The 18,358-nt window shown below is 69.7% G+C and carries 14 protein-coding genes; 6 read left to right on the top strand and 8 right to left on the bottom strand.

Features of this window, described 5'->3' with window-relative positions; translation table 11 throughout:
• Positions 1 to 10: 10 nt before the first annotated feature.
• The gene (locus ACFO5K_RS13315; protein ID WP_378561178.1) at positions 11 to 721 is read right to left on the bottom strand and encodes an arsenate reductase/protein-tyrosine-phosphatase family protein; all 711 of its coding nucleotides are present in this window, start codon (positions 719 to 721) and stop codon (positions 11 to 13) included.
• Between the two features lie 139 nt (positions 722 to 860).
• On the opposite strand from ACFO5K_RS13315, the gene ACFO5K_RS13310 reads away from it, so the two are divergent.
• Both ACFO5K_RS13310 and ACFO5K_RS13305 read left to right on the top strand, forming a co-directional pair.
• Positions 861 to 1,277 (top strand): hypothetical protein, encoded by a 417-nt coding sequence (locus ACFO5K_RS13310; RefSeq protein ID WP_378561175.1) that lies wholly within the window; start codon positions 861 to 863, stop codon positions 1,275 to 1,277.
• A 149-nt stretch (positions 1,278 to 1,426) separates the two neighbouring features.
• Positions 1,427 to 7,360: an amino acid adenylation domain-containing protein gene (locus ACFO5K_RS13305; RefSeq protein WP_378561172.1), complete on the top strand. Its 5,934-nt coding sequence runs from the start codon at positions 1,427 to 1,429 to the stop codon at positions 7,358 to 7,360.
• 78 nt (positions 7,361 to 7,438) lie between these two features.
• Here ACFO5K_RS13305 and ACFO5K_RS13300 read toward each other — a convergent pair whose 3' ends face one another.
• Positions 7,439 to 8,377 (bottom strand): methionyl-tRNA formyltransferase, encoded by a 939-nt coding sequence (locus ACFO5K_RS13300; RefSeq protein ID WP_378561169.1) that lies wholly within the window; start codon positions 8,375 to 8,377, stop codon positions 7,439 to 7,441.
• 164 nt (positions 8,378 to 8,541) lie between these two features.
• Here ACFO5K_RS13300 and ACFO5K_RS13295 point away from each other — a divergent pair, with 164 nt between their 5' ends.
• Complete coding sequence (locus ACFO5K_RS13295) at positions 8,542 to 9,573, top strand: fatty acid desaturase family protein (RefSeq protein WP_378561166.1); 1,032 nt, start codon at positions 8,542 to 8,544, stop codon at positions 9,571 to 9,573.
• Between the two features lie 122 nt (positions 9,574 to 9,695).
• Here ACFO5K_RS13295 and ACFO5K_RS13290 read toward each other — a convergent pair whose 3' ends face one another.
• Together ACFO5K_RS13290 and ACFO5K_RS13285 are read right to left on the bottom strand one after the other, a co-directional pair.
• Complete coding sequence (locus tag ACFO5K_RS13290) at positions 9,696 to 10,271, bottom strand: DUF4352 domain-containing protein (RefSeq protein ID WP_378561163.1); 576 nt, start codon at positions 10,269 to 10,271, stop codon at positions 9,696 to 9,698.
• Positions 10,272 to 10,557: 286 nt separating this feature from the next.
• The gene (locus tag ACFO5K_RS13285) at positions 10,558 to 11,778 is read right to left on the bottom strand and encodes a cytochrome P450 family protein (protein ID WP_378561160.1); all 1,221 of its coding nucleotides are present in this window, start codon (positions 11,776 to 11,778) and stop codon (positions 10,558 to 10,560) included.
• Between the two features lie 288 nt (positions 11,779 to 12,066).
• On the opposite strand from ACFO5K_RS13285, the gene ACFO5K_RS13280 reads away from it, so the two are divergent.
• A complete protein-coding gene (locus tag ACFO5K_RS13280) occupies positions 12,067 to 12,750 on the top strand; it encodes an LppP/LprE family lipoprotein (protein ID WP_378561157.1) in 684 nt (227 codons plus the stop codon).
• A gap of 51 nt (positions 12,751 to 12,801) precedes the next feature.
• Here the strand turns inward: ACFO5K_RS13280 and ACFO5K_RS13275 are convergent, their stop codons facing one another.
• From ACFO5K_RS13275 to ACFO5K_RS13265, 3 genes are all read right to left on the bottom strand, one after another.
• Positions 12,802 to 13,911 carry a metallophosphoesterase gene (locus tag ACFO5K_RS13275; protein ID WP_378563800.1) on the bottom strand — a complete coding sequence of 370 codons (1,110 nt, stop codon included), beginning with the start codon at positions 13,909 to 13,911 and terminating at the stop codon, positions 12,802 to 12,804.
• Positions 13,912 to 14,300: 389 nt separating this feature from the next.
• Complete coding sequence (locus tag ACFO5K_RS13270) at positions 14,301 to 15,209, bottom strand: serine hydrolase (RefSeq protein WP_378561154.1); 909 nt, start codon at positions 15,207 to 15,209, stop codon at positions 14,301 to 14,303.
• A complete protein-coding gene (locus ACFO5K_RS13265; protein WP_378561151.1) occupies positions 15,206 to 16,072 on the bottom strand; it encodes a LysR family transcriptional regulator in 867 nt (288 codons plus the stop codon). The genes ACFO5K_RS13270 and ACFO5K_RS13265 overlap by 4 nt, the downstream gene beginning before the upstream one ends.
• Before the next feature lie 177 nt (positions 16,073 to 16,249).
• On the opposite strand from ACFO5K_RS13265, the gene bla reads away from it, so the two are divergent.
• Positions 16,250 to 17,158 carry a class A beta-lactamase gene (bla, locus tag ACFO5K_RS13260; RefSeq protein WP_378561148.1) on the top strand — a complete coding sequence of 303 codons (909 nt, stop codon included), beginning with the start codon at positions 16,250 to 16,252 and terminating at the stop codon, positions 17,156 to 17,158.
• On the opposite strand, the gene ACFO5K_RS13255 is transcribed toward bla, so the two are convergent.
• Positions 17,151 to 17,759, bottom strand: coding sequence for a TetR/AcrR family transcriptional regulator (locus ACFO5K_RS13255; RefSeq protein ID WP_378561145.1), 609 nt, complete (start codon positions 17,757 to 17,759; stop codon positions 17,151 to 17,153). The genes bla and ACFO5K_RS13255 overlap by 8 nt on opposite strands.
• Positions 17,760 to 17,821: 62 nt before the next feature.
• Between ACFO5K_RS13255 and ACFO5K_RS13250 the strand changes: the two genes are divergently transcribed.
• Positions 17,822 to 18,229 (top strand): RidA family protein, encoded by a 408-nt coding sequence (locus ACFO5K_RS13250; RefSeq protein WP_378561142.1) that lies wholly within the window; start codon positions 17,822 to 17,824, stop codon positions 18,227 to 18,229.
• The last annotated feature ends 129 nt before the right edge of the window (positions 18,230 to 18,358 follow it).

Genomic DNA, 18,358 nt, shown 5'->3' with positions numbered 1-18,358 from the left:
GGATTCCTCCTCAACTGTGACTGTGCGTGCTCGGCTGGGCGGGAGCGGCTCGCGTGGACAGCAGGTGCGGGCCGAAATGGGTGATGCGGCGCGCGATTTCGGCGAAGGCGGTGTCGTAGGCGTTCGTGGTGCCGACCGGGGTGGGGTTGGGGATGGACCAATGGTGGTCGACGAGCTCGCTGAGTTCCTCCCGGGCGCGGTCGCAGACGGTGATGACGAGGTCGCCGTCGGCGTGGACATCGGTGAAGTGCCGCGGTCGGTGGTCGGGGAGCGTGAGGTGATGCCGTGCAGCCGTCGCCGCGGCCCCGGCGGACAGTCGATCGGCGGGGTGTGTGCCGGCCGACGACGTCGGGACTCCGCCGGCCCGGGCGAACAGGGCCGCCGCGATCGGGGAGCGGGCCGAGTTGCCGGTGCACACGAAAAGCACCCGCGCACCGGTGAGCCGAGGGGGCTCGCCTCGGAGTTCGAGCGCCTCGGCGTGGAGTTTGACGTAGCGCCGACGACGGTCCCCCTCGGAGCGTCCCCACGACACGATGCGGGCGCGTTCGAGCACCCGCAGGTGGTGCGAGAGCAGGTTGCCCGGAATCTCGAGTCGGTCGCGGAGCTCGCTGACCACCAGATCTCCCAGCGTCAGGAGGTCGACGATGCGCAGGCGCACCGGGTCGGCGAGCGCCGCGTGACGCTCCACCCGGGATTCCACCGAATCGAACCGCTCGTGCATAAGTTCAATGGTTGCTGAACTAATGCCGGAGGTCAAGGTCTGGTGCGGCGGCACTCGGTTTCTCCGTGGCCGGCCCGGGTACTGCGGCTCGAGAAGCATCCGCAGGTTGCGGGACCGTCGCCCAGGGAAGGACCCGGCCATGACCGAACCCGAGCAGACTTACGATCCGCCGCAGGGCACCGGCGCCCCCGACGCGGTCGAAACCGACCCGGCTGCCCTCAACAGCAGTGAGGACCTGGACGAGGACCGACTGCGTGAGGACCCGCTCGAAGCCGGGATGGACCCGCCCGAGCAGTGGGAGGGCGTCACCAAGTACGGGATGACGCCACGGGAGGAAGCCCATCCCCGTGGGCTGGGCGATCGACTGTCGGAGGAGGAACCCGACGTCACCGCGGACTCGCGCACGACCGCGCCGCCGGCCGAGGCCGTGCAGCTCGACGAGGAGGGGAACGCCTCGGATGCCCAGCGTGACTACGAGGAAGACCTGGGTATCTCCGCTGACGTAGCGGGCGGCTCGATGGCGGAGGAGATCCGCACACCCGAGCCACCCGAGTGATCGACGGCGGCGAGCTCTGCCGCCCGGCGCGCCTGGCTCGTTGCGGTGATCGGCGGCCATGAAGCGCGGTCGGTGCCCGCCGACCACCCAAAATAGAGGATAGGCTACCCTTATGTCTCGTTCAGATGATGTCGAGATATCGAGGCGCCATGAGTATCACCCCTACGGCAGCGCCTCACCTGCCGTTGAGTCCGGCTCAGCGGGAAATGTGGCTGGCCCAGCAATTGCTGGCGCCGATCCCGCTGACCGTCGCGCAATACCTCGACCTGCGCGGCCCCTTCGACGCCGCCGCTTATGTCGAAGCCAGCCGTAGGGCCGCCCGTGACCTCGGCGTCCACCGGCAGTTCGTGGCCGGTGACGGGACCATCGGCCAGGTCGCCGACCCCGAGGTCGCCGACAGCGCGGTCGTCATCGATCTGAGCGCCGACCCCGACCCGCACGCCACTGCCCTCGCTTGGATGCGAGCCGACCAGGCGGGTGACTTCGACCCGGCCGGCATGCCCGCGATCAGCACGACCGTGCTGCGGCTGAGCGCCGACCGGCACCTGCTCTACACACGGGCCCATCACATCGCGCTGGACGGGTACGGCGCGACCCGGCTGCAGCAGCGCGGTGCCGAGCACTACGCGGCGCTCGTGGCCGGCCGTGACCTGGCACCGGAGCCGGCAGACGAGATCGACTCCGCCGCCGTGCTGTACGCGGCGCAAGCCGACTACGAGAACTCCCCGCGCGCTCGCACCGACCGCGCCTATTGGGCCGAGCGGCTCGTCGGCCTCCCCGAACCGGTCAGCCTCGCCACCCGCACCGGCGATCCCGACCCGTTGCCGCGGATCCTGGGCGCCGACCTGGCGCCGGAGCTCGTCGCCGAGCTGAACCGTCGTGGCGGTGTCGCCACCGTCGTGGTGGCCGCCTTCGCCGCCTATCTGGCCCGGATGACCGGCACCGACGAGGTGGCGCTGAGCCTGCCGATGACCGCCCGCACCACCGCCGCCATGCGCCGCAGTGCGGGCATGATCTCCAACGTGGTGCCGGTGCGCGCCGCGGGGATCGGTACCGTCTCGGCGCTGATCGACGCGGCCCGGCGCGAGCTCGGTGGGGCGCTGCGGCATCAGCGATACCGCGGCGCCGACATGCTGCGTGACGCCGGATTCACCAACACCACAACCGGTTTCGGTCCGGCGGTGAACATCATGAACTTCCGCACCGGTGCCGAGATCGGCGCCGTCCGTGGCACCCTGCACCTGCTCAGTACCGGTCCCGTCACCGATGTGGCGTTGAACGTGTACCCCGGCACCGGCGAGCTGCGCATCGAACTGGAATTCAACCGGCACCGCTACTCCGTCGCCGAAGGTGCCGCGCATCTGGACCGATTCATCGAATTCGTGACCGCCTTCGGCACCGCCGACCCGGCCACCGAGGTCGGCGGGCTTCCGGTGCTCACCCCGGCCGAGAGCGATGTCCTGGTGCCGTGGCGGGGGCCGACGGCGACAACGCCCGCCACCCTCGCCGAGCTGATCGAGGAGGCGGTGGGTGTCGACCCGGATGCCACCGCCGTCGTCTTCGGCGAGTACCGGTGGAGCTACCGGGAATTCGACGCGCACACCAACCGCCTCGCACGGGCGCTGCTGACCGCGGGCGCCGGTCCGGAAGTGCTGGTCGCGATGGTGCTGGAACGGTCCGATGCCTCGGTCGCCGCGATCTGGGCGATCACCCGCGCCGGGTCCGGATTCGTCCCGATCGACCCGGGCTATCCGCCGGAGCGGATCGCCCACATCCTGGGTGACTGCGCGGCGCCGGTAGGCATCACCACGGCTGCCCTGCGCCCGGGCCTGCCCGACCACATCCGCTGGCTGATCATCGATTCACCCGCCACCACAGACGAATTCGAGTCCGGTCCGGTCACCGCCGCGGATCGCCCGAACACACTGCGCAGTACGCACCCCGCCTATCTCATCTACACCTCGGGATCCACCGGCGCCCCCAAGGGCGTGCTGGTGACCCACGGCGGGCTGGCGAACCTGGCGGCCGAACGGCGGGATCGGTATCAGCTCGCACCGGGCCGTGGCCACACCCCGCGCGTATTGCACCATGCCTCACCGGGTTTCGACATGGCGGTCGGTGAGATCCTCTGCGGCATCGCGGGCGCGGGCACTCTGGTCATCGCCGGTCGGTATCAAGTCGCCGGACCGGATCTGAGCGCGCTGATGCGCCGGGAGAACATCACCAACGCCATCATCACCCCCGCCGTGCTGGCCACCCTCGACCCCGCCGACGTGCCCGGCCTCCGGGTGCTCGGGGTGGGCGGTGAAGCGATCCGCGCCGACCTGGTCGACGCGTGGTCGCCGAATTGCTTGATGCGCAACGGGTACGGCCCCACCGAAGCCACCGATATCGGCACCATCGCCGAACTGGTGCCCGGTCGCGCGGTGACCATCGGTGCGCCGCTGCGCGGCTTCCACGCCGTGGTCCTGGATCACCGGTTGCGGCCGGTACCGCCCGGGGTCACCGGTGAGCTGTACCTGGGTGGGCCGGCCCTGGCGCGCGGCTACCATCGGCAGGCTCCGCTCACCGCGGGCCGTTTCGTCGCCGACCCGTTCGGTCCGCGGGGCGGAAGGCTCTACCGCACCGGCGACCTGGTCACCGTCACCGTGGGCGCCGATCCTGAACTGATCTATCACGGCCGCAGCGACTTCCAGATCAAGGTGCGCGGACACCGCATCGAACCGGGAGAGGTCGAAACCGCCCTCACCGCGCTGCCCGAGATCGCGGCCGCGGCGGTGACCGCGCACCAGGACAGCCGCGGCACACACCTGGTCGCCTACCTGGTCGCGTCCGGCGCACCCGCCCTCGATCTCGACGCTGTTCGCGATCGGATGGCCGGGTCGTTGCCGAACTACCTGCGGCCCAGCGCCTACCTACCGGTGCCGGAACTGCCGCGGACCGCGAACGGCAAACTCGACACCCGCCGCCTGCCCGCCCCGGTCTTCGGGCGCAGCTCCTACCTCGCCCCCACCACGGCGGCCGAACTCGCGGTGGTGGGGGCGTTCCACGCCGTCCTCGGCGCCGACCGGACCGAAGCGGTCCGGATCGGCACGGCCGACGATTTCTTCGCCCTCGGCGGCACCTCACTCACGGCCACGCAGGTCGCGGCGCGCCTGGGGGTCACGGTGCGGGCCGTGTTCGACACGCCCACCGTCGGTGCGCTGGCCCGCCGGCTCGACCGGGACGGTTCCGACTGCGGCCCGGTCGCCGGTCGCCGGCCGGAATCGTTGACGCCCGCACCGGCACAGCTACGGATGTGGCTGCTGAACCAGCTGTATCCGGAGTCGCCTGCCTACCATCTGCCGATCGCCGTGCGGCTGAACGGGCCGGTGGACACCGCGGCCCTCGCCGCGGCGATCCGGGATCTGGTCGACCGGCACGAGGTACTGCGCACCACCTACCCGAGCAGCACCGCTGCCGGGCCCGGCCTGCGCTTCCACACTGCCGACGACGTCTCGATCGACACGGTGGCGGCGCAGCCCGACGGTGCGAACGGCCACGACATCCGGGCCGAACTGCGTGCGTTCGCGTCGTTGCCGTTCGACCTGACCCGTCAGCTGCCGTTGCGCGCTCGCCTGTTCCGCTGCGGCGCCGACGAACACGTCCTGGTGCTGGTGGTGCATCACATCGCCGCCGACGGCTGGTCGCTCGCACCGCTGGTGACGGATCTGACCACCGCCTACGCGGCGCGCAGTCGCGGGCGCGCGCCCGACACCGAACCGCTGGCGGTGCAGTACGCCGATTACACGGTGTGGCAACAGAATCGGCTCGGCGACCGGCACGACCCCGAGTCGCCGGCGGCCGGGCAGCTCGAGCACTGGACCAGCACGCTCGCCGGCGCGCCGGACCGCCTGGCCCTGCCCGTCGACCGCCCCCGGCTGCCGGGAGCCGACGGAACACGCGGCGCCGCAGTGGAGTTCACGATCGATGCCGCCACCGCGCGCGGCGTGGCCGACACTGCCCAGCGGTACGGTGCCACCCCGTACATGGTGCTGTGCGCGGCCTATCTGGCGTGGCTGCATCAGCTCAGCGGCGACACCGACATCGTGATCGGCACCCCGGTGGCCGGACGAAACCATCCCGTGGTCGAACCGCTCATCGGCATGTTCGTCAACACCTTGCCGGTGCGCGCCACGGTCGATCCCGGCGCACCGTTCGAGTCCCTGCTCGCGCGGACCCGCGCGGCGACGGTGGCCGCACTGGACCACGCCGATGTGCCGTTCGACCACATCGTCGAGGCCGTGAATCCACGCCGTGACGACACCCGCAATCCCGTGTTCCAGGCGGTGTTCGCCTACGAGGACCTGCCCGTGTCCACACTGGCGGCGAACCTGGGCGAAGCGCAGGCCACCGTCATCGACCTCGAACTCGGCACGACCCATTTCGACCTGACGCTCACCCTGCGTGAGAATGCGGAGAACTCCGGCTACTCGGCGGTGTTCCGTTACGCCACAGACCTTTTCGATCGCGCCACCGTCAGCGCGTTCGGCGCGGACTACGCGCGGCTGCTGCGTACCGCGGTGGCCGATCCGACGGCGCCGGTCGCCGGTGGAACCCGGCGCCGATCGGATGCGCCCACCACCGCGCCGCCGGCCGCGGCGCCGGTCCAGCGGCACACGCCCGCCACGGCATCCGAGCAGGCGGTGGCCCGGGTGTTCGCCGACGTACTGGACCGGGCCTCGGTCGGCGTGGACGAGAACTTCTTCGATCTCGGCGGCACCTCGCTGCTGGTCTTCACCGTGCGCGGGGAACTGCGAAACCAGCTCGACCTGGAGGTGGAACCGCGGATCCTGTTCGACAACCCCACGCCCCGGGCGCTCGTCGCCGCCCTGGCCGCCACCGCCGAGCAGTCCCCGCAAGCGTGGGTCGAGCAGTTGAGTGCCGACTGCGTGCTCGATCCGGCGATCACGGTGGGTGGCGATCAGCGCGCACCCGGCTTCGAGACGGTGCTGCTCACCGGTGCCACCGGATTCGTCGGCGCACATCTGCTGGCCGAACTGCTCGACCGCACAACGGCAACGGTGTACTGCCTGGTCCGCGCGGCCGACGCCGACGCGGGACGGGCCCGGCTGACGGCGGCGCTGACCCGGTTCGAGCTGCCGGTGCGCGGACTCGACCGGGTGATCCCCGTCCTGGGTGATCTGGCCGAGCCCCGGTTGGGGCTGACCGAATCGGCCTTCGGTGAACTCGCCGCGACGGTGGACGCGATCGTGCACAACGGCGCCCGGGTGAACCACCTGGAACCGTACGGTGCGATGCGCGCCGCCAACGTCGTGGGCACCGTCGAGGTGCTGCGGCTCGCGGCGCTGCACCGGAGCTCGACGGTGCATTTCGTGTCCACCGTGTCCGCGGCGGTCGGCGCCGACCACGACAGCACCACCGCGGTCACCGAGGACTCGGTGATCGGGGCGGCGCAGGTACCCCAGCACGGCTATCTCGCCGGCAAATGGGTGGCCGAACAACTGGTCCGGGCCGCCGGACGTCGCGGCCTCCCGGTGATGGTGCACCGTCCGGGTCTGGTGTCGGGCGCCACCACCACCGGAGTGATCCCGCAGGACGACTCGTTCTGGACCCTCATCCGCACCGCCGCCCACCTGGGTGTGTGTCCTGATCTCGGCGACGCCCAGGTCACGCTGGCCCCGGCGGACTACATCGCGCGCGCTATCGTCACCCTCGCCACCACCCGCCCGGCCGCCGGGCAGACCTATCACCTGGTCAACTCGGCGCCGACCAAGGTCAACGACATCCTGGACGTGGTGCGCGGCAAGGGCTATCGGATCGACATGGTCGATACCTCGCAGGCCGCGGACCTGCTCGCCGACCGGGTGGGTGGCCTGGTCACCGGGCACGCCGATCTGTTGCGCACCGCCCTGCTGGCGGAGAACTTCCTCGGCGGCGCCGCCGACCTGGTCGTCACCGACGACCGGACCCGGCCGGTGCTCGCCGCGGCCGGGGTGAGCTGTCCGGCCATCGATGCCGAGGTGCTCGACCGGTATGTCTCGGGCTTCGTCACCTCCGGACTGCTACCCGCGGTGGCGTAATCGACACGGCCGCAACGCAGAACACCCCCACCGCACAGCAGTCGGTGGGGGTGTTCGGTCGCGGCGAAATCCTGATGCCTACTCGGCGTCGGTGAGATACCCACCGCGTGCGAAGAATTCGGCGGGATCCTGATCGTGTCCGTCGGCCGTACGCACGGCGGTGACCACCAGGGCGTGGTTGCCACCACGGAAGCTGTCCGGTCCGCAGACGACCGCGGCCTGGCCATCGACCACGACCACGCGACCGGGGGTGCCGCCGAAGCGGAAGTCGGAGATGCGCGCGCCCACGATCTCCACTCGCCGGCCCCGGTAACAGCTGTAGGCGGGCGGGTAGGGCGCCGACAGCGCACGGACGAACCGTTCCAGGTCGACGGCCGAGGACGACCAGTCGATCCGGCTGTCGATGTCGGCACGCTTGTGGAAGTAGGTGCGCTCGGCGCGGTCCTGTGGCCGCCAGACGGCGGTTCCGTTCTCGATGGCGTCCAAAGCTTCGCTCAGCGCGTCGGGAATCAGGTCCAGGCCGGCCAGCACGAGTTCGGTGCCGGTGGCGGTCGGTCCGATCGGCAGCGACTTCTGCACGATGATGTCGCCGGTGTCGAGGCTGTCGTCCATCCGGTGCACCGTCAGGCCGGTTTCGGATTCACCGCTGATCAGCGCCCACAGCACGGGGGAGAAGCCGGTGAACTTGGGCAGCAGCGAATCGTGCAGGTTCACCGTGCCGTGCGGGGGCATCGCGTACAGCTCGGCGGGCATCCAGGTGTACCAGCTGTTCACCACGATGATGTCGGGCTCGGCCCGCTTGACCAGGTCGATCGTCGCCGCGTCGGCGCGCTCGGTGAGATGCACCGCGATGTCGTGCTCGCGTGCGAGTTCCTCGACCGAGTCGTTCCAGATCGCCTTGTAGGACGATTCGCTCGCCGGGTGCGTGACCGCGAGAACGACCTCGTGGCGGGAGTCGATGAGAGCCTGTAGTGTTCTACGCCCCCATGTCTGGAAGCCGAACGTCACAACGCGCATGCGGGGGCCAACCTTTCCGAATACTGGGTTTCAGGTAAGCCTAACCTATCGATAGAACCGTCCATGGAAGCGCACTGCTCGCGGTGCGGTCGCGCAACGCATCGGTTGTCATCGATCTGCAACCCGTTCACCCATCGGCGGGTTCGATACGCCATGCTTGTGCCGTGGTTATCGCGTCTGATGTCGTGCCCGTGCGTGGCAGTGAATACTCGGTGTTGTTGCGCCGGATCCGGAAGGCGGGTCTGTTGGAGCGGCAGTCGCAGTACTACGGGTGGAAGAGCGCGCTCACCGCGGTGGCTTTCGTCGGCGGCTGGGCGGCGTTCTTCGTCCTCGGCGACTCGTGGTGGCAGCTCGGCGTCGGCGTGTTCCTGGCGGTGGTCTTCTCGCAGATCGCGTTCCTCGGCCACGACGCCGGGCACAAGCAGATCTTCGCGGGCAGGCGCGCCAACTATCTCTACGGCTTGATCGCGGGCAATCTCGCGATCGGGCTCAGCATCGGCTGGTGGACCAGCAACCACAACCGCCACCACGCGCACCCCAACACCGAGGGCATGGACCCCGACGCGATGGGTGTGCTCGCGTTCTCCGGCGACCGCGCGCGAGCCGGAAAAGGCTGGCGCCGTTTCATCTTCCGCTATCAGGCGTGGTTGTTCTTCCCACTGCTGCTGCTCGAAGGCGGCAGCCTGCACTGGTCGAGCATCCGCGCGGTGTTCCGCTGGCCCATCCCCAACCGCGTCGGCGAGGGCGCACTGCTCGCCGCGCACTTCATCGGGTACCTGACGGCGGTCTTCCTGGTGCTGTCGCCGGGTAAGGCGTTGGTGTTCATCGCTGTTCAGCAGGGCCTGTTCGGTCTGTACATGGGCTCCACCTTCGCCCCCAACCACAAGGGCATGGAGGTCTTGCCCGACGGCGACAACACCGACTTCCTGCGCCGCCAGGTCCTCACCTCACGCAACGTGCGCGGCAGCTTCCTCGTCGACACCGCGATGGGCGGCCTGAACTACCAGATCGAACACCACCTGTTCCCCTCCATGCCACGCGCCAACCTGCGCAAGGCCCAGCCGATGGTCGCCCAGTTCTGCGCCGAAGTCGGCGTACCGTACTGCGAGACGGGCCTGCTGGAGTCCTACACCCAGGCGATGACACACCTCAACGAGGTCGGCCGCCACGCAGCACGCCAACCGATCACCGCGTAGACGCCGGGGTCCGCCCGAAACTTACGGTCGCGGTGCGGTGTGGATGGCCACCGCTGCCGGCGTGCCACTCGACTCGACCACCCTGCCGGACAACGGACTTCAGTGGCGCCGTGCCAATGAGCTCAACGAAGCGCCACCTCTGCTCCACCCGAGTACGCGGAGTCGTGCAGTTCGAGGCTGGCCGGGACGGTTCCCGCTGGCACGTCGAACACGACGACCACCTGGACAGAGTTTCCGGGGTTGATATCCGACATCATGGCGGTGCCGTCGTTGACGTTGATTCCGGCCATGGTGTCGTTCTCGAATTCGCGGCCCCGATCATCGAAGAGCTTTTGGTTGCTCGCGAAGTAGGACTGCGGCCTGTCGCCGATATTGGCGACGGTCAGGTGTACGAGGATGTACTCGCCCTGCGCGGTCTTCTGCAGGTAGGGGTTGTCGCCGACGACCTTGACCGGTGGATCGACCGCCATCACAGTGAACTCGAACTTGCCGTCTCGAACTGGAGTACCTGCGGGAGCCGGCCCGTCGGCGGTCGGCGGGGCCGATGCTGTGGCCGGCGGGGCCGGTGCTGCGGCCGGAGCAGTCGGCCCGGCCGGACCGGTGGTGAAGGTCGCGGCGGTCTCGGTCTTGTCGCTATCGCTCGACAACGCGGCCACACAACCACCGAACCCGCAGAGCACGAAGACGCCGGCGACCACTGACAGAATGATCGTGTTCGCATTGCTCTTCTTCGGCGGCTGCGGAGGATACGGGTACCCGGGGCGCCCGCCGTAAGGTTGCTGAGGATAAGGCTGCTGCGGATACGGCGGGGTCGTCAAAGGGATGGCCTCTCATAGGATCTCCCTGGCTGCTGCCAGTCGGTAGGAGATCTCTACTGCGGGCCGGGGTGTTACGCAACTGACTGCTTCTCAGCGTTCAGGGCAAATCAGGCCACTTGGAGTCGCGAGGTTCTCCCGCGACTCCAAGTGCGCAACGGGTGCCGGGTCAGCTCAGGCGGACCGGTAGGGATGCGTGGCCGTTGGAGATGAAGCTGGGTACCGAGCCGAGGTCGGCGCCCTCGGTGGCCAGGCGCAGGCCGGGGAAGCGGGCGAACAGTGCGGGCAGGGCCACTTCGGCCTCGAGTCGGGCCAGGGGGGCGCCCAGGCAGCGGTGCACGCCGTAGCCGAAGGCCAGGTGCTCCTTGTTCACGCGGGTCACGTCGAACTCGTCGGCGGTGTCGCCGTGCAGCTTCGGATCGCGGCTCGCGCCCGCGTAGGACGCCAGGATCGGGTCGCCCGCGGCGATCTTCACGCCCTCGAGTTCGATGTCCTCGACCGCGAAACGCAGCGGCAGATGCGCCACCGGCGCCTCGAACCGCAGTGCTTCCTCGATCACGTCCGGCCAGGTTGCCTCGCCCGCGGAGACCGCGGCCAGCTGCTCGGGGTGGGTCAGCAGCGAGTAGACCGCCTGGTCGAGCAGGTTCACGGTGGTTTCGTGGCCGGCGCTGATCACCAGCAGCAGGGTGTCGACCAGTTCCTGCTCCGAGAGCTGGGAACCGTCGTCCTCGTCGCGGTGCGAGATCAGCAGGCTGGTCATGTCGTCGCCGGGGTTGTCGCGCCGGTAGACCACCAGTTCGCCCAGGATCCCGTACATCGCCATGTAGTTGGCCTGGGACTCCTCCGGGCTCAGCGAGGTGTCGAAGATGCCGTCGACGCAGCGTCGCAGGCCGCCGTGCAGGTTGTCCGGCACGCCCATCAGCTCCGAGATCACCTGGATCGGCAGCGGGTAGGCGAAGCGCTCACGCAGGTCGACCACCTCACCCGCCGGGACCGCGGCGAGTTCGTCGAGCAGGGTCGTGGTGATCTTCTCGATCATCGGGCGCATCGCCACCGTGCGCCGATGAGTGAAAGCGGGCGCCACGAGCTTGCGCAGCCGCTTGTGGTCGGCGCCGTAGGCGGTGAACATGTTGTTCACGGCCACCCACAGGAACAGCGGCCAGTCCGGCGGCACCTCACCGGCGACGAAGGCGGGCCAGTGCTGGCTGGCGTCCTTGGACACCCGCGCGTCGGACAGTAGTTGCTTGAGCACGGCCGCGTCGGTCACCGACCAGGCCCGCACCCCGCCCGGCAGCTCGACCGGCGTCACCGGTCCCCGCGCCCGAATCCGCGCGGATTCTCCCTGAATATCTGCTCCCGTGGGATCCAATACCAGCGCCACGTCGTCCATCAGGGTCTCCTCATCACTCGCATCACACTGCTTGCGGGGCAACCGCTTTCACGGCATACCGCCCGCCCCGGTTTCACGGTAACAGTGCGGGCGAACATGCGCCGAGGCTTTCATCCGCCCAGCGCCGGGCCCGGAGTGTCGTCGTCGGCGCCGATGCGGCCTGCCAGGGGTGCGGATTCGGCACCCTAGGGTGCGAATCAGGGCTCGCGCCCTAACGGGCTCACCGAGTGTCTCGATGAACTGGTCGTATGCGTGATTGCGCGTAGGGGACTCGGAATCGAGGGAATCATGAAGAACTCCGTTCGAATGGGTGCGCTGATCGCGGTGGCCGCGGGACTGGTCGCGGGCTGCAACACCGATGAGCTGCCCGGGCCGGGTGCGACGACCACGGTGGACACGTCGGCGACCGCCGCCCCGACTTCGGTGCGAGCACCGATGGAACAACCCGGCCCGCCGGCGACCGGGCAACCCCCGGCGACTCGGCCACCGGCCGCCACTCCGGCTCCCGGTGAACCACCGGGGACCGCGTCGCCCACGGCCGCCCCGGCACCCGCCGATGACATCAGCGGACCGGGAAGGTGCATCGACCCGGCGTCCTCGGGTGTGCAGAACGCGGTGGCACGGCTGGGCGCGGGCTGGGTGGCGGTGAACGGTTCCGAGGACCTGCCGGGCAGTTGCAGTGAACTGCTCTGGATGCGGGCCGTCGGCGGGAACTCGGCGGGCGCGCCGATCCACATCATGTTCTTCCATGACGGCAAGTACCTGGGCACAGGCACTTCCGAGCCTTACGCGTTCACCACGGTGGCCGGCTCGGACGGCGTTTCGGTGACCGTCGAATACCGGTGGCTGGCCGGTGACGAGCCCTTCGCCGCACCACAGGGCGGCCCGGCCACGATCACCTACTCCTGGACCGGAACGAGTGTCGTGATGAGCGGGCCGCTGCCGCCTGAGGTGACCAGGCCCCACAGGTGAAGGCCGCGATTGTGATTCGCCGATCCGCGCGGCGCTGGCCGGCGGCGGCGATCAGGCGGGTTCGGGATGCAGGACCAAGACGGTGATCTCACTGGGCGCGAAGATGCGCAGCGGCGGACCCCAGAACCCGGTGCCGCGGCTGGTGTAGAGCTGGGTGTTCTCGGCATGGCGGCTCAACCCGGCCACCACCGGCTGATCGAGGCGCACCAGGTAGTGGAACGGCCAGATCTGACCGCCATGGGTGTGCCCGGAGATCTGCAACGCCACACCCGCCGCGACGCTGTCGGCGATCTGTTTCGGCTGATGGGCCAGCAGCACCACCGGCAGCGTGGGGTCGGCGCCCGCGAGCGCCGCGGGCAGGTCGGGGCCGTGACCGGCCAGTCCACGGCCGGTGGGGTCGTCGATACCGGCGATGACCAGACGGTCACCGTCGCGGGTGAGGGTGCGGTGCTCGTTGTGCAGTGGTTGCCAGCCGAGCGCGGCCATGTAGTCGATCCAGCCCTGCGCGTCACCGAAGTACTCGTGGTTGCCGGTGATGTAGAAGCGGCCCAGCGGTGCCACGACCTTGCCCAGCGGGTCGACCTGGTGCTGGCGGCGCGCGACCGAGCCGTCCGCGAGGTCACCCGCGTGGCAGGCGATATCGGGTCGCTGATCGTTGACGACCTCGACCACCCGTTCCGACCACCGCTGCCGGTTCAGCGCGGCGTAATGGGTGTCGGTGACGACCACGACCCGCAACCCGTCGAGTCCGGCCGCCAGCCCACGGATCGCGATGTCCACGGTGCGCACCCGCGGTACCCGGCGCGCCTCGTAGACACCCCAGGCGACCAGTGCCGCCGACACCAGACCCACCCCGGCCGCCACCATCGGCGCGGAGCCCCGAACACCGACGACGGTCAGCACACCTCGTGCGAACACCCCGATCGCCGACCAGGCGAACACCACCCAGCTCACACCGAGCAGTGCGTCGCCGACGATGACGGCCCGATCCGACTGGGCCGGGCCGTGCCCGAGGAACATCGTCAGCGGCAGGGTCAGGCAGGCGAGCAGCGTCAACGCGGTGCCTGCCCAGAACAGTGCGCCGCTGCCGCCGGTCGGTGCCAGCACCAGCGTCCACCACGGCAGGGCGAACAGGACGGCGGGGATCAGCACCATCATCATCAGGCGTACAACGAGCTTCACGGAGGTCCGTCCTGGCAGGGCCGCCGGGGTCGCGGCACGAATCGACTCCACCCTAGTCTCCGGACCCGCAGCCGACCTCGGTCCGGCTGTGGCGGGTGCCACGGCGGCGGTACTGCTGCCGATCGGGGCGGGAGCGGTGCCCGCGAGCGGCGCGCCGGATCCGGCGGCCATCTACCTCCCGGTGGAGTCGTCGATGGGCACGATCAACACGCGCATCCTGCGCGCGGCCGACGGCAACACCGACCGCGTGGTGTACCTGCTCGCCGGCGAACGCGCCGAGAACGACCTGAACGGATGGGAGAAGCACACCTCCATCCCCGCGGCGACGCAGAAGAGCCGGCAGGGCAAAGGGCAGTCGATGCCAATCCTCAGTGCGGGCGGCGCAATTCGGTCACCGCGATCCGCGCGGCCTCGCCGATGGCGGTGTCGACCACCGGCAGCATCGGGTCGGCGCGGGCGGCACGGGTGAAAACCGCCACCGCCACGGGTATTTCACCCGGAAACTCCACTACCGCGACTTCGTTGCGGATCACCCCGATCGTGCCGGTCTTGCCGGCCACCAGCACACCGCGATGCGGGAAGGCGGCCGCGATCCGGTGCGGCCACACCTGCTTGCCCATCACCGCGCGCACGAATTCGGTGCTCGCGGTGGACAGCACGCGACCCGACCACAGCTCGCCCAGCAGTCTGGTCATCTCCTCGGCCGTGGTCGCGCTCGCATACGCGGGGTCATAGGCCGACACCGTCCATGCCGCGTCGTTGTCGGCCAGTGCGGCGAAAGCTTCGGCGGTGCTGTGGGTATCGGTGTCGCGGACCAGGCCGCGCAGTTGATCGGCCGTGCCGCCGACGACCCGGGTGTCGGCGAGCTTCAGTTCTTCGGCCAGGTCGGTGACCGCGGCCAGGCCGATCTCACCCAGCAGCACGTCGGCGGCGGCGTTGTCGGACACTGTCATCATCGAGGTCGCCAGATCGCGGCGGCTCAGGGTGACGGGATCGTGCAGTGCCGCGATGCCGGTGGGGCCCGGCGTGCAGTCGGTGGGATCGATGGTGATCCGGGCGGTGGGGTCGAGGCGGCCGTCGTCGACCTGGCGGCAGAACGCCACGAGCAGCAGCAGTTTGTACACAGACGCGATGACGACCCGTTCGGCCCCGCGTACCGAGACCTCGTCGGGGGAGCCGTCGCACCGCCGCGCGTGCAGCCATCCGGTGCACCCCGCGTCGGCGAAGACCGCGCGGATCCGGTCGGTCGCCGACCCCGGCTGATCACGCGCGCTCACCGCAGCCGCTCCCGGTAGAGCACCCGGTCCACTGCCGCGGCCTGCTCAGCGGCGGTGGTACGGCGAATCACCCTGACCCGCAGGGCGACCGACTGTGGTGCCAAGGTCAGCCAGGCCACTCCGGGAGTGGGCGCGGGTGGGGTCGCGGTGAGGCCGAAGCTGGTGCCCGCCGCGACCGCCGCCAGCATCGTGCGATCGTCGGGAGCGGGCAGCGGTGGGGCGTCGAGTCCGCGCTCGCGCAGCAGGTCGAGCACGGCGTCGAAGGCGGGCGGATTCGCCGAGCGGGGTGGATGGGCGAAGTGCAGCCCGGCCAGCATCGGGAAAGTGGGCCGTTCGGTCGTGGTGGTGCGGTGCTGTGCCGGGACCACCAGCCAGCGCGGCAGCTTCACCACCGGTCCCACCGCGACACCTTCGACCAGTGCGGGATGCTCGATCACCGCCACATCGCACACGCCCGCCCGCACCTGCGCGACCAGGTCGACGGTCGTGCCCAGCGTCGTGGACACCGTGCCGTCGGCGCTGCGCAGCGCGGTGACGCACGCGGTGACCAGCCGGTCGGGCAGCGCCGTGGTGGCGGCGAAGCGCAGGCTCCCGCTGAGCTGGGAGATCCGCTGTGATTCGGCGAGCAGCCGGGCGGCGTCGTCGACGAGCAGCCGGGCCCGCGGCAACAGTTGCCTGCCCGCGGCGGTGAGCATCGCGCCCTGATTGGTGCGATGGATGAGTTCGAGTTCGAGGTGCTGCTCGAGCCGCCGCAAACCCTGCGACAGGGGTGGTTGGGTCATGTCCAGTGCCGCTGCCGCCTTCCCGAAATGGCCCTCGTCCGCGACGGCGACGAAGAACCGGAGGTGGCGGATCAAGTCCATACAGCTATTGAACCAGCGGGTCGGCGGCCACTGCGGTGATCAGCTCGGACAGTACGGGCGCGCTACGGGCGCCGAGGTAGTTGAACCACGGTTGAGCTGCGCTGATATCCACCGCGACTTGTCCAGGCCGGTGTCGGGTATTGGCCCGCGACCGGGCGGTGGTGATGTGGTGCAGCGGTGACTTCGACAACGTATCGCCCACACCGGCTCCGCAGGCGCTTGGCGGCTGCCGCCCTGGCCCTGTGGGCCGTAGCGCTCACCGCCTGTTCGTCCGAGACCCGCGAGTCCGTTCCGGCGGACACCGCGCCCGGCGGCTTTCCCGCGCTCGAGTCGAAATACGATGCCCGCTTGGGTCTGTCGGTGGTCGACACCGGAAGTGGCGACACCGTGAGCTACCGCGAGGGCGAACGCTTCCCGATGGCCTCCACCTTCAAGGGCCTGGCGTGTGGGGCGCTGCTGCAAGCGCATCCGCTCGCCACCGGCTACTTCGACCAGGTCATCCAGTACACGCCCGCCGACATCGTGGTGTACTCGCCCGAGACCGAGAAGCACATCGACACGGGCATGACCGTCGCGGCCCTGTGTGATGCGGCGATCACGTTGTCCGACAACACCGCGGGCAATCTCGTCCTCCGGTTGCTGGGTGGCCCGGCAGGTTTCACCGAGTTCCTGCGCACACTCGGTGACACGGTCTCGCGCCTGGACCGCTGGGAACCCGAACTCAACACCGCCATCCCCGGCGACGAACGCGACACCACCACCGCCGCCGCCCTGGCCGCCGACTACCGCGCTCTGGTCGTCGGCGACGCGCTGCCCGAACCGGAACGCGCGCAACTGACTTCGTGGCTGCGGGCCAGCGCGACCGGTGCCGACCGGATCAGAGCCGGCCTGCCCGCCGACTGGGTCGTCGGCAACAAAACCGGCACTCCCGCCTACGGCTCCGCCCTCGACGTCGCCATCGCCTGGCCGCCCGGTCGCGCCCCGATCGTCCTCGCCGTCCTGTCCACCAGGTCCGAAGAGAACGCTGAACCTTCGAGCGAGATCGTCGCCGAGGCCACCGAAATCGCCGTGGGCCTGCTCAACTGACCCGCCACCCCGCGGTCACCGACCGCGCACAGCGCCCCGGGTCGTCACCGGCTCCCACGAACAGTGCCTCGAGCATCGGGATCCCGTAGTCGAGCGCGGCCACCGGCAGCGGCCCGGTGGCGACCAGCCCGGCCAGCCCGTGCCCGATCGCCCAACTCTGGGTCGCCAGGTCCAACGGGACGATCTCGCTACGAAACCGACCGAGATCCTGCGCCGCCGCCACCGAGACGACCAGCCGGTCCAGGGTGGCGTCGGCCGCCGCGGCGTCCTCGAGGTCGAAGCCGGCGTCGAACATCACTCGGTACAGGTCGGGGTTGGCCAGCGCGTTCGCCAGGTAGGCGCTACCGAGCGCGGCCAGGTCGTGCACCGGATCATCGGTGCCCTCCACCTGCGCCAACCGTGCGGCCAGCCGGGTGAAGCCCTCCTGGCGCACCGCTCGCCACAGTCCGTCCATGCCGTCGAAATAGGTGTAGACCGCCATCGTCGAGACCTGCGTGCCCGCGACGAGGCCGCGCAGGGTCACCGGCTGTCGCTCACGCAGCAGATGGGCGGCCCGGTCGATGAGCATCGATCGCACCGCCGGATTCTTCGTCCTCGCCATGGCCAAAGTTTACATAGCGTTGTTATGGTATTCGGCAGCGACCGCGGACGACAGGAGAGAACATGGCTGTGGAATTGGTGAACCCGGCGGGACTGCCCGCACCCGAGGAATACCGGCAACTATCGATCGCGACCGGGTCGCGGTTGGTCTTCCTGTCCGGGCAGGTGGCCCGTGACGCCGACGGAAACCCGGTCGGCGCGGGCGATCTCGCCGCGCAGGTCGAGCAGGCGTACCTCAACATCGGTACCGCGCTGCGGGGAATCGGTGGATCCTTCGACGATGTCGCCAAGCTGACGATCTACGTCGTGAACTGGGGTCCGGACAAGTATCAGTTGCTCGGTGAAGGGGTAGCCAGGGCCGCGGCGAAACTCGGGGTCGACCCGGTAAAACCGATCACCCTGCTCGGTGTCGCCGCGCTGGGCGAGCCGGATCTGCTCGTGGAGGTCGAAGCGACCGCGGTGCTCGAGTAGCGGGTTCATAGCCGCGGCGGCGAGCGTGTGACGATCATCGGTGATCGGGGAGCCGACCAGCGCTGATACCGACCGGCGGGCCAACAGCGGGTGAACCCGCGCCGCTCGAGTGGCAGCGTGGGGGAAGGC

Origin of the sequence: Nocardia halotolerans, assembly GCF_042650145.1 — a bacterium.
GTDB classification, from domain to species: Bacteria; Actinomycetota; Actinomycetes; order Mycobacteriales; family Mycobacteriaceae; genus Nocardia; species Nocardia halotolerans.
The sequence above is the reverse complement of the archived record's forward strand: the minus strand, read 5'-3'. Positions and strand labels throughout refer to the sequence as shown.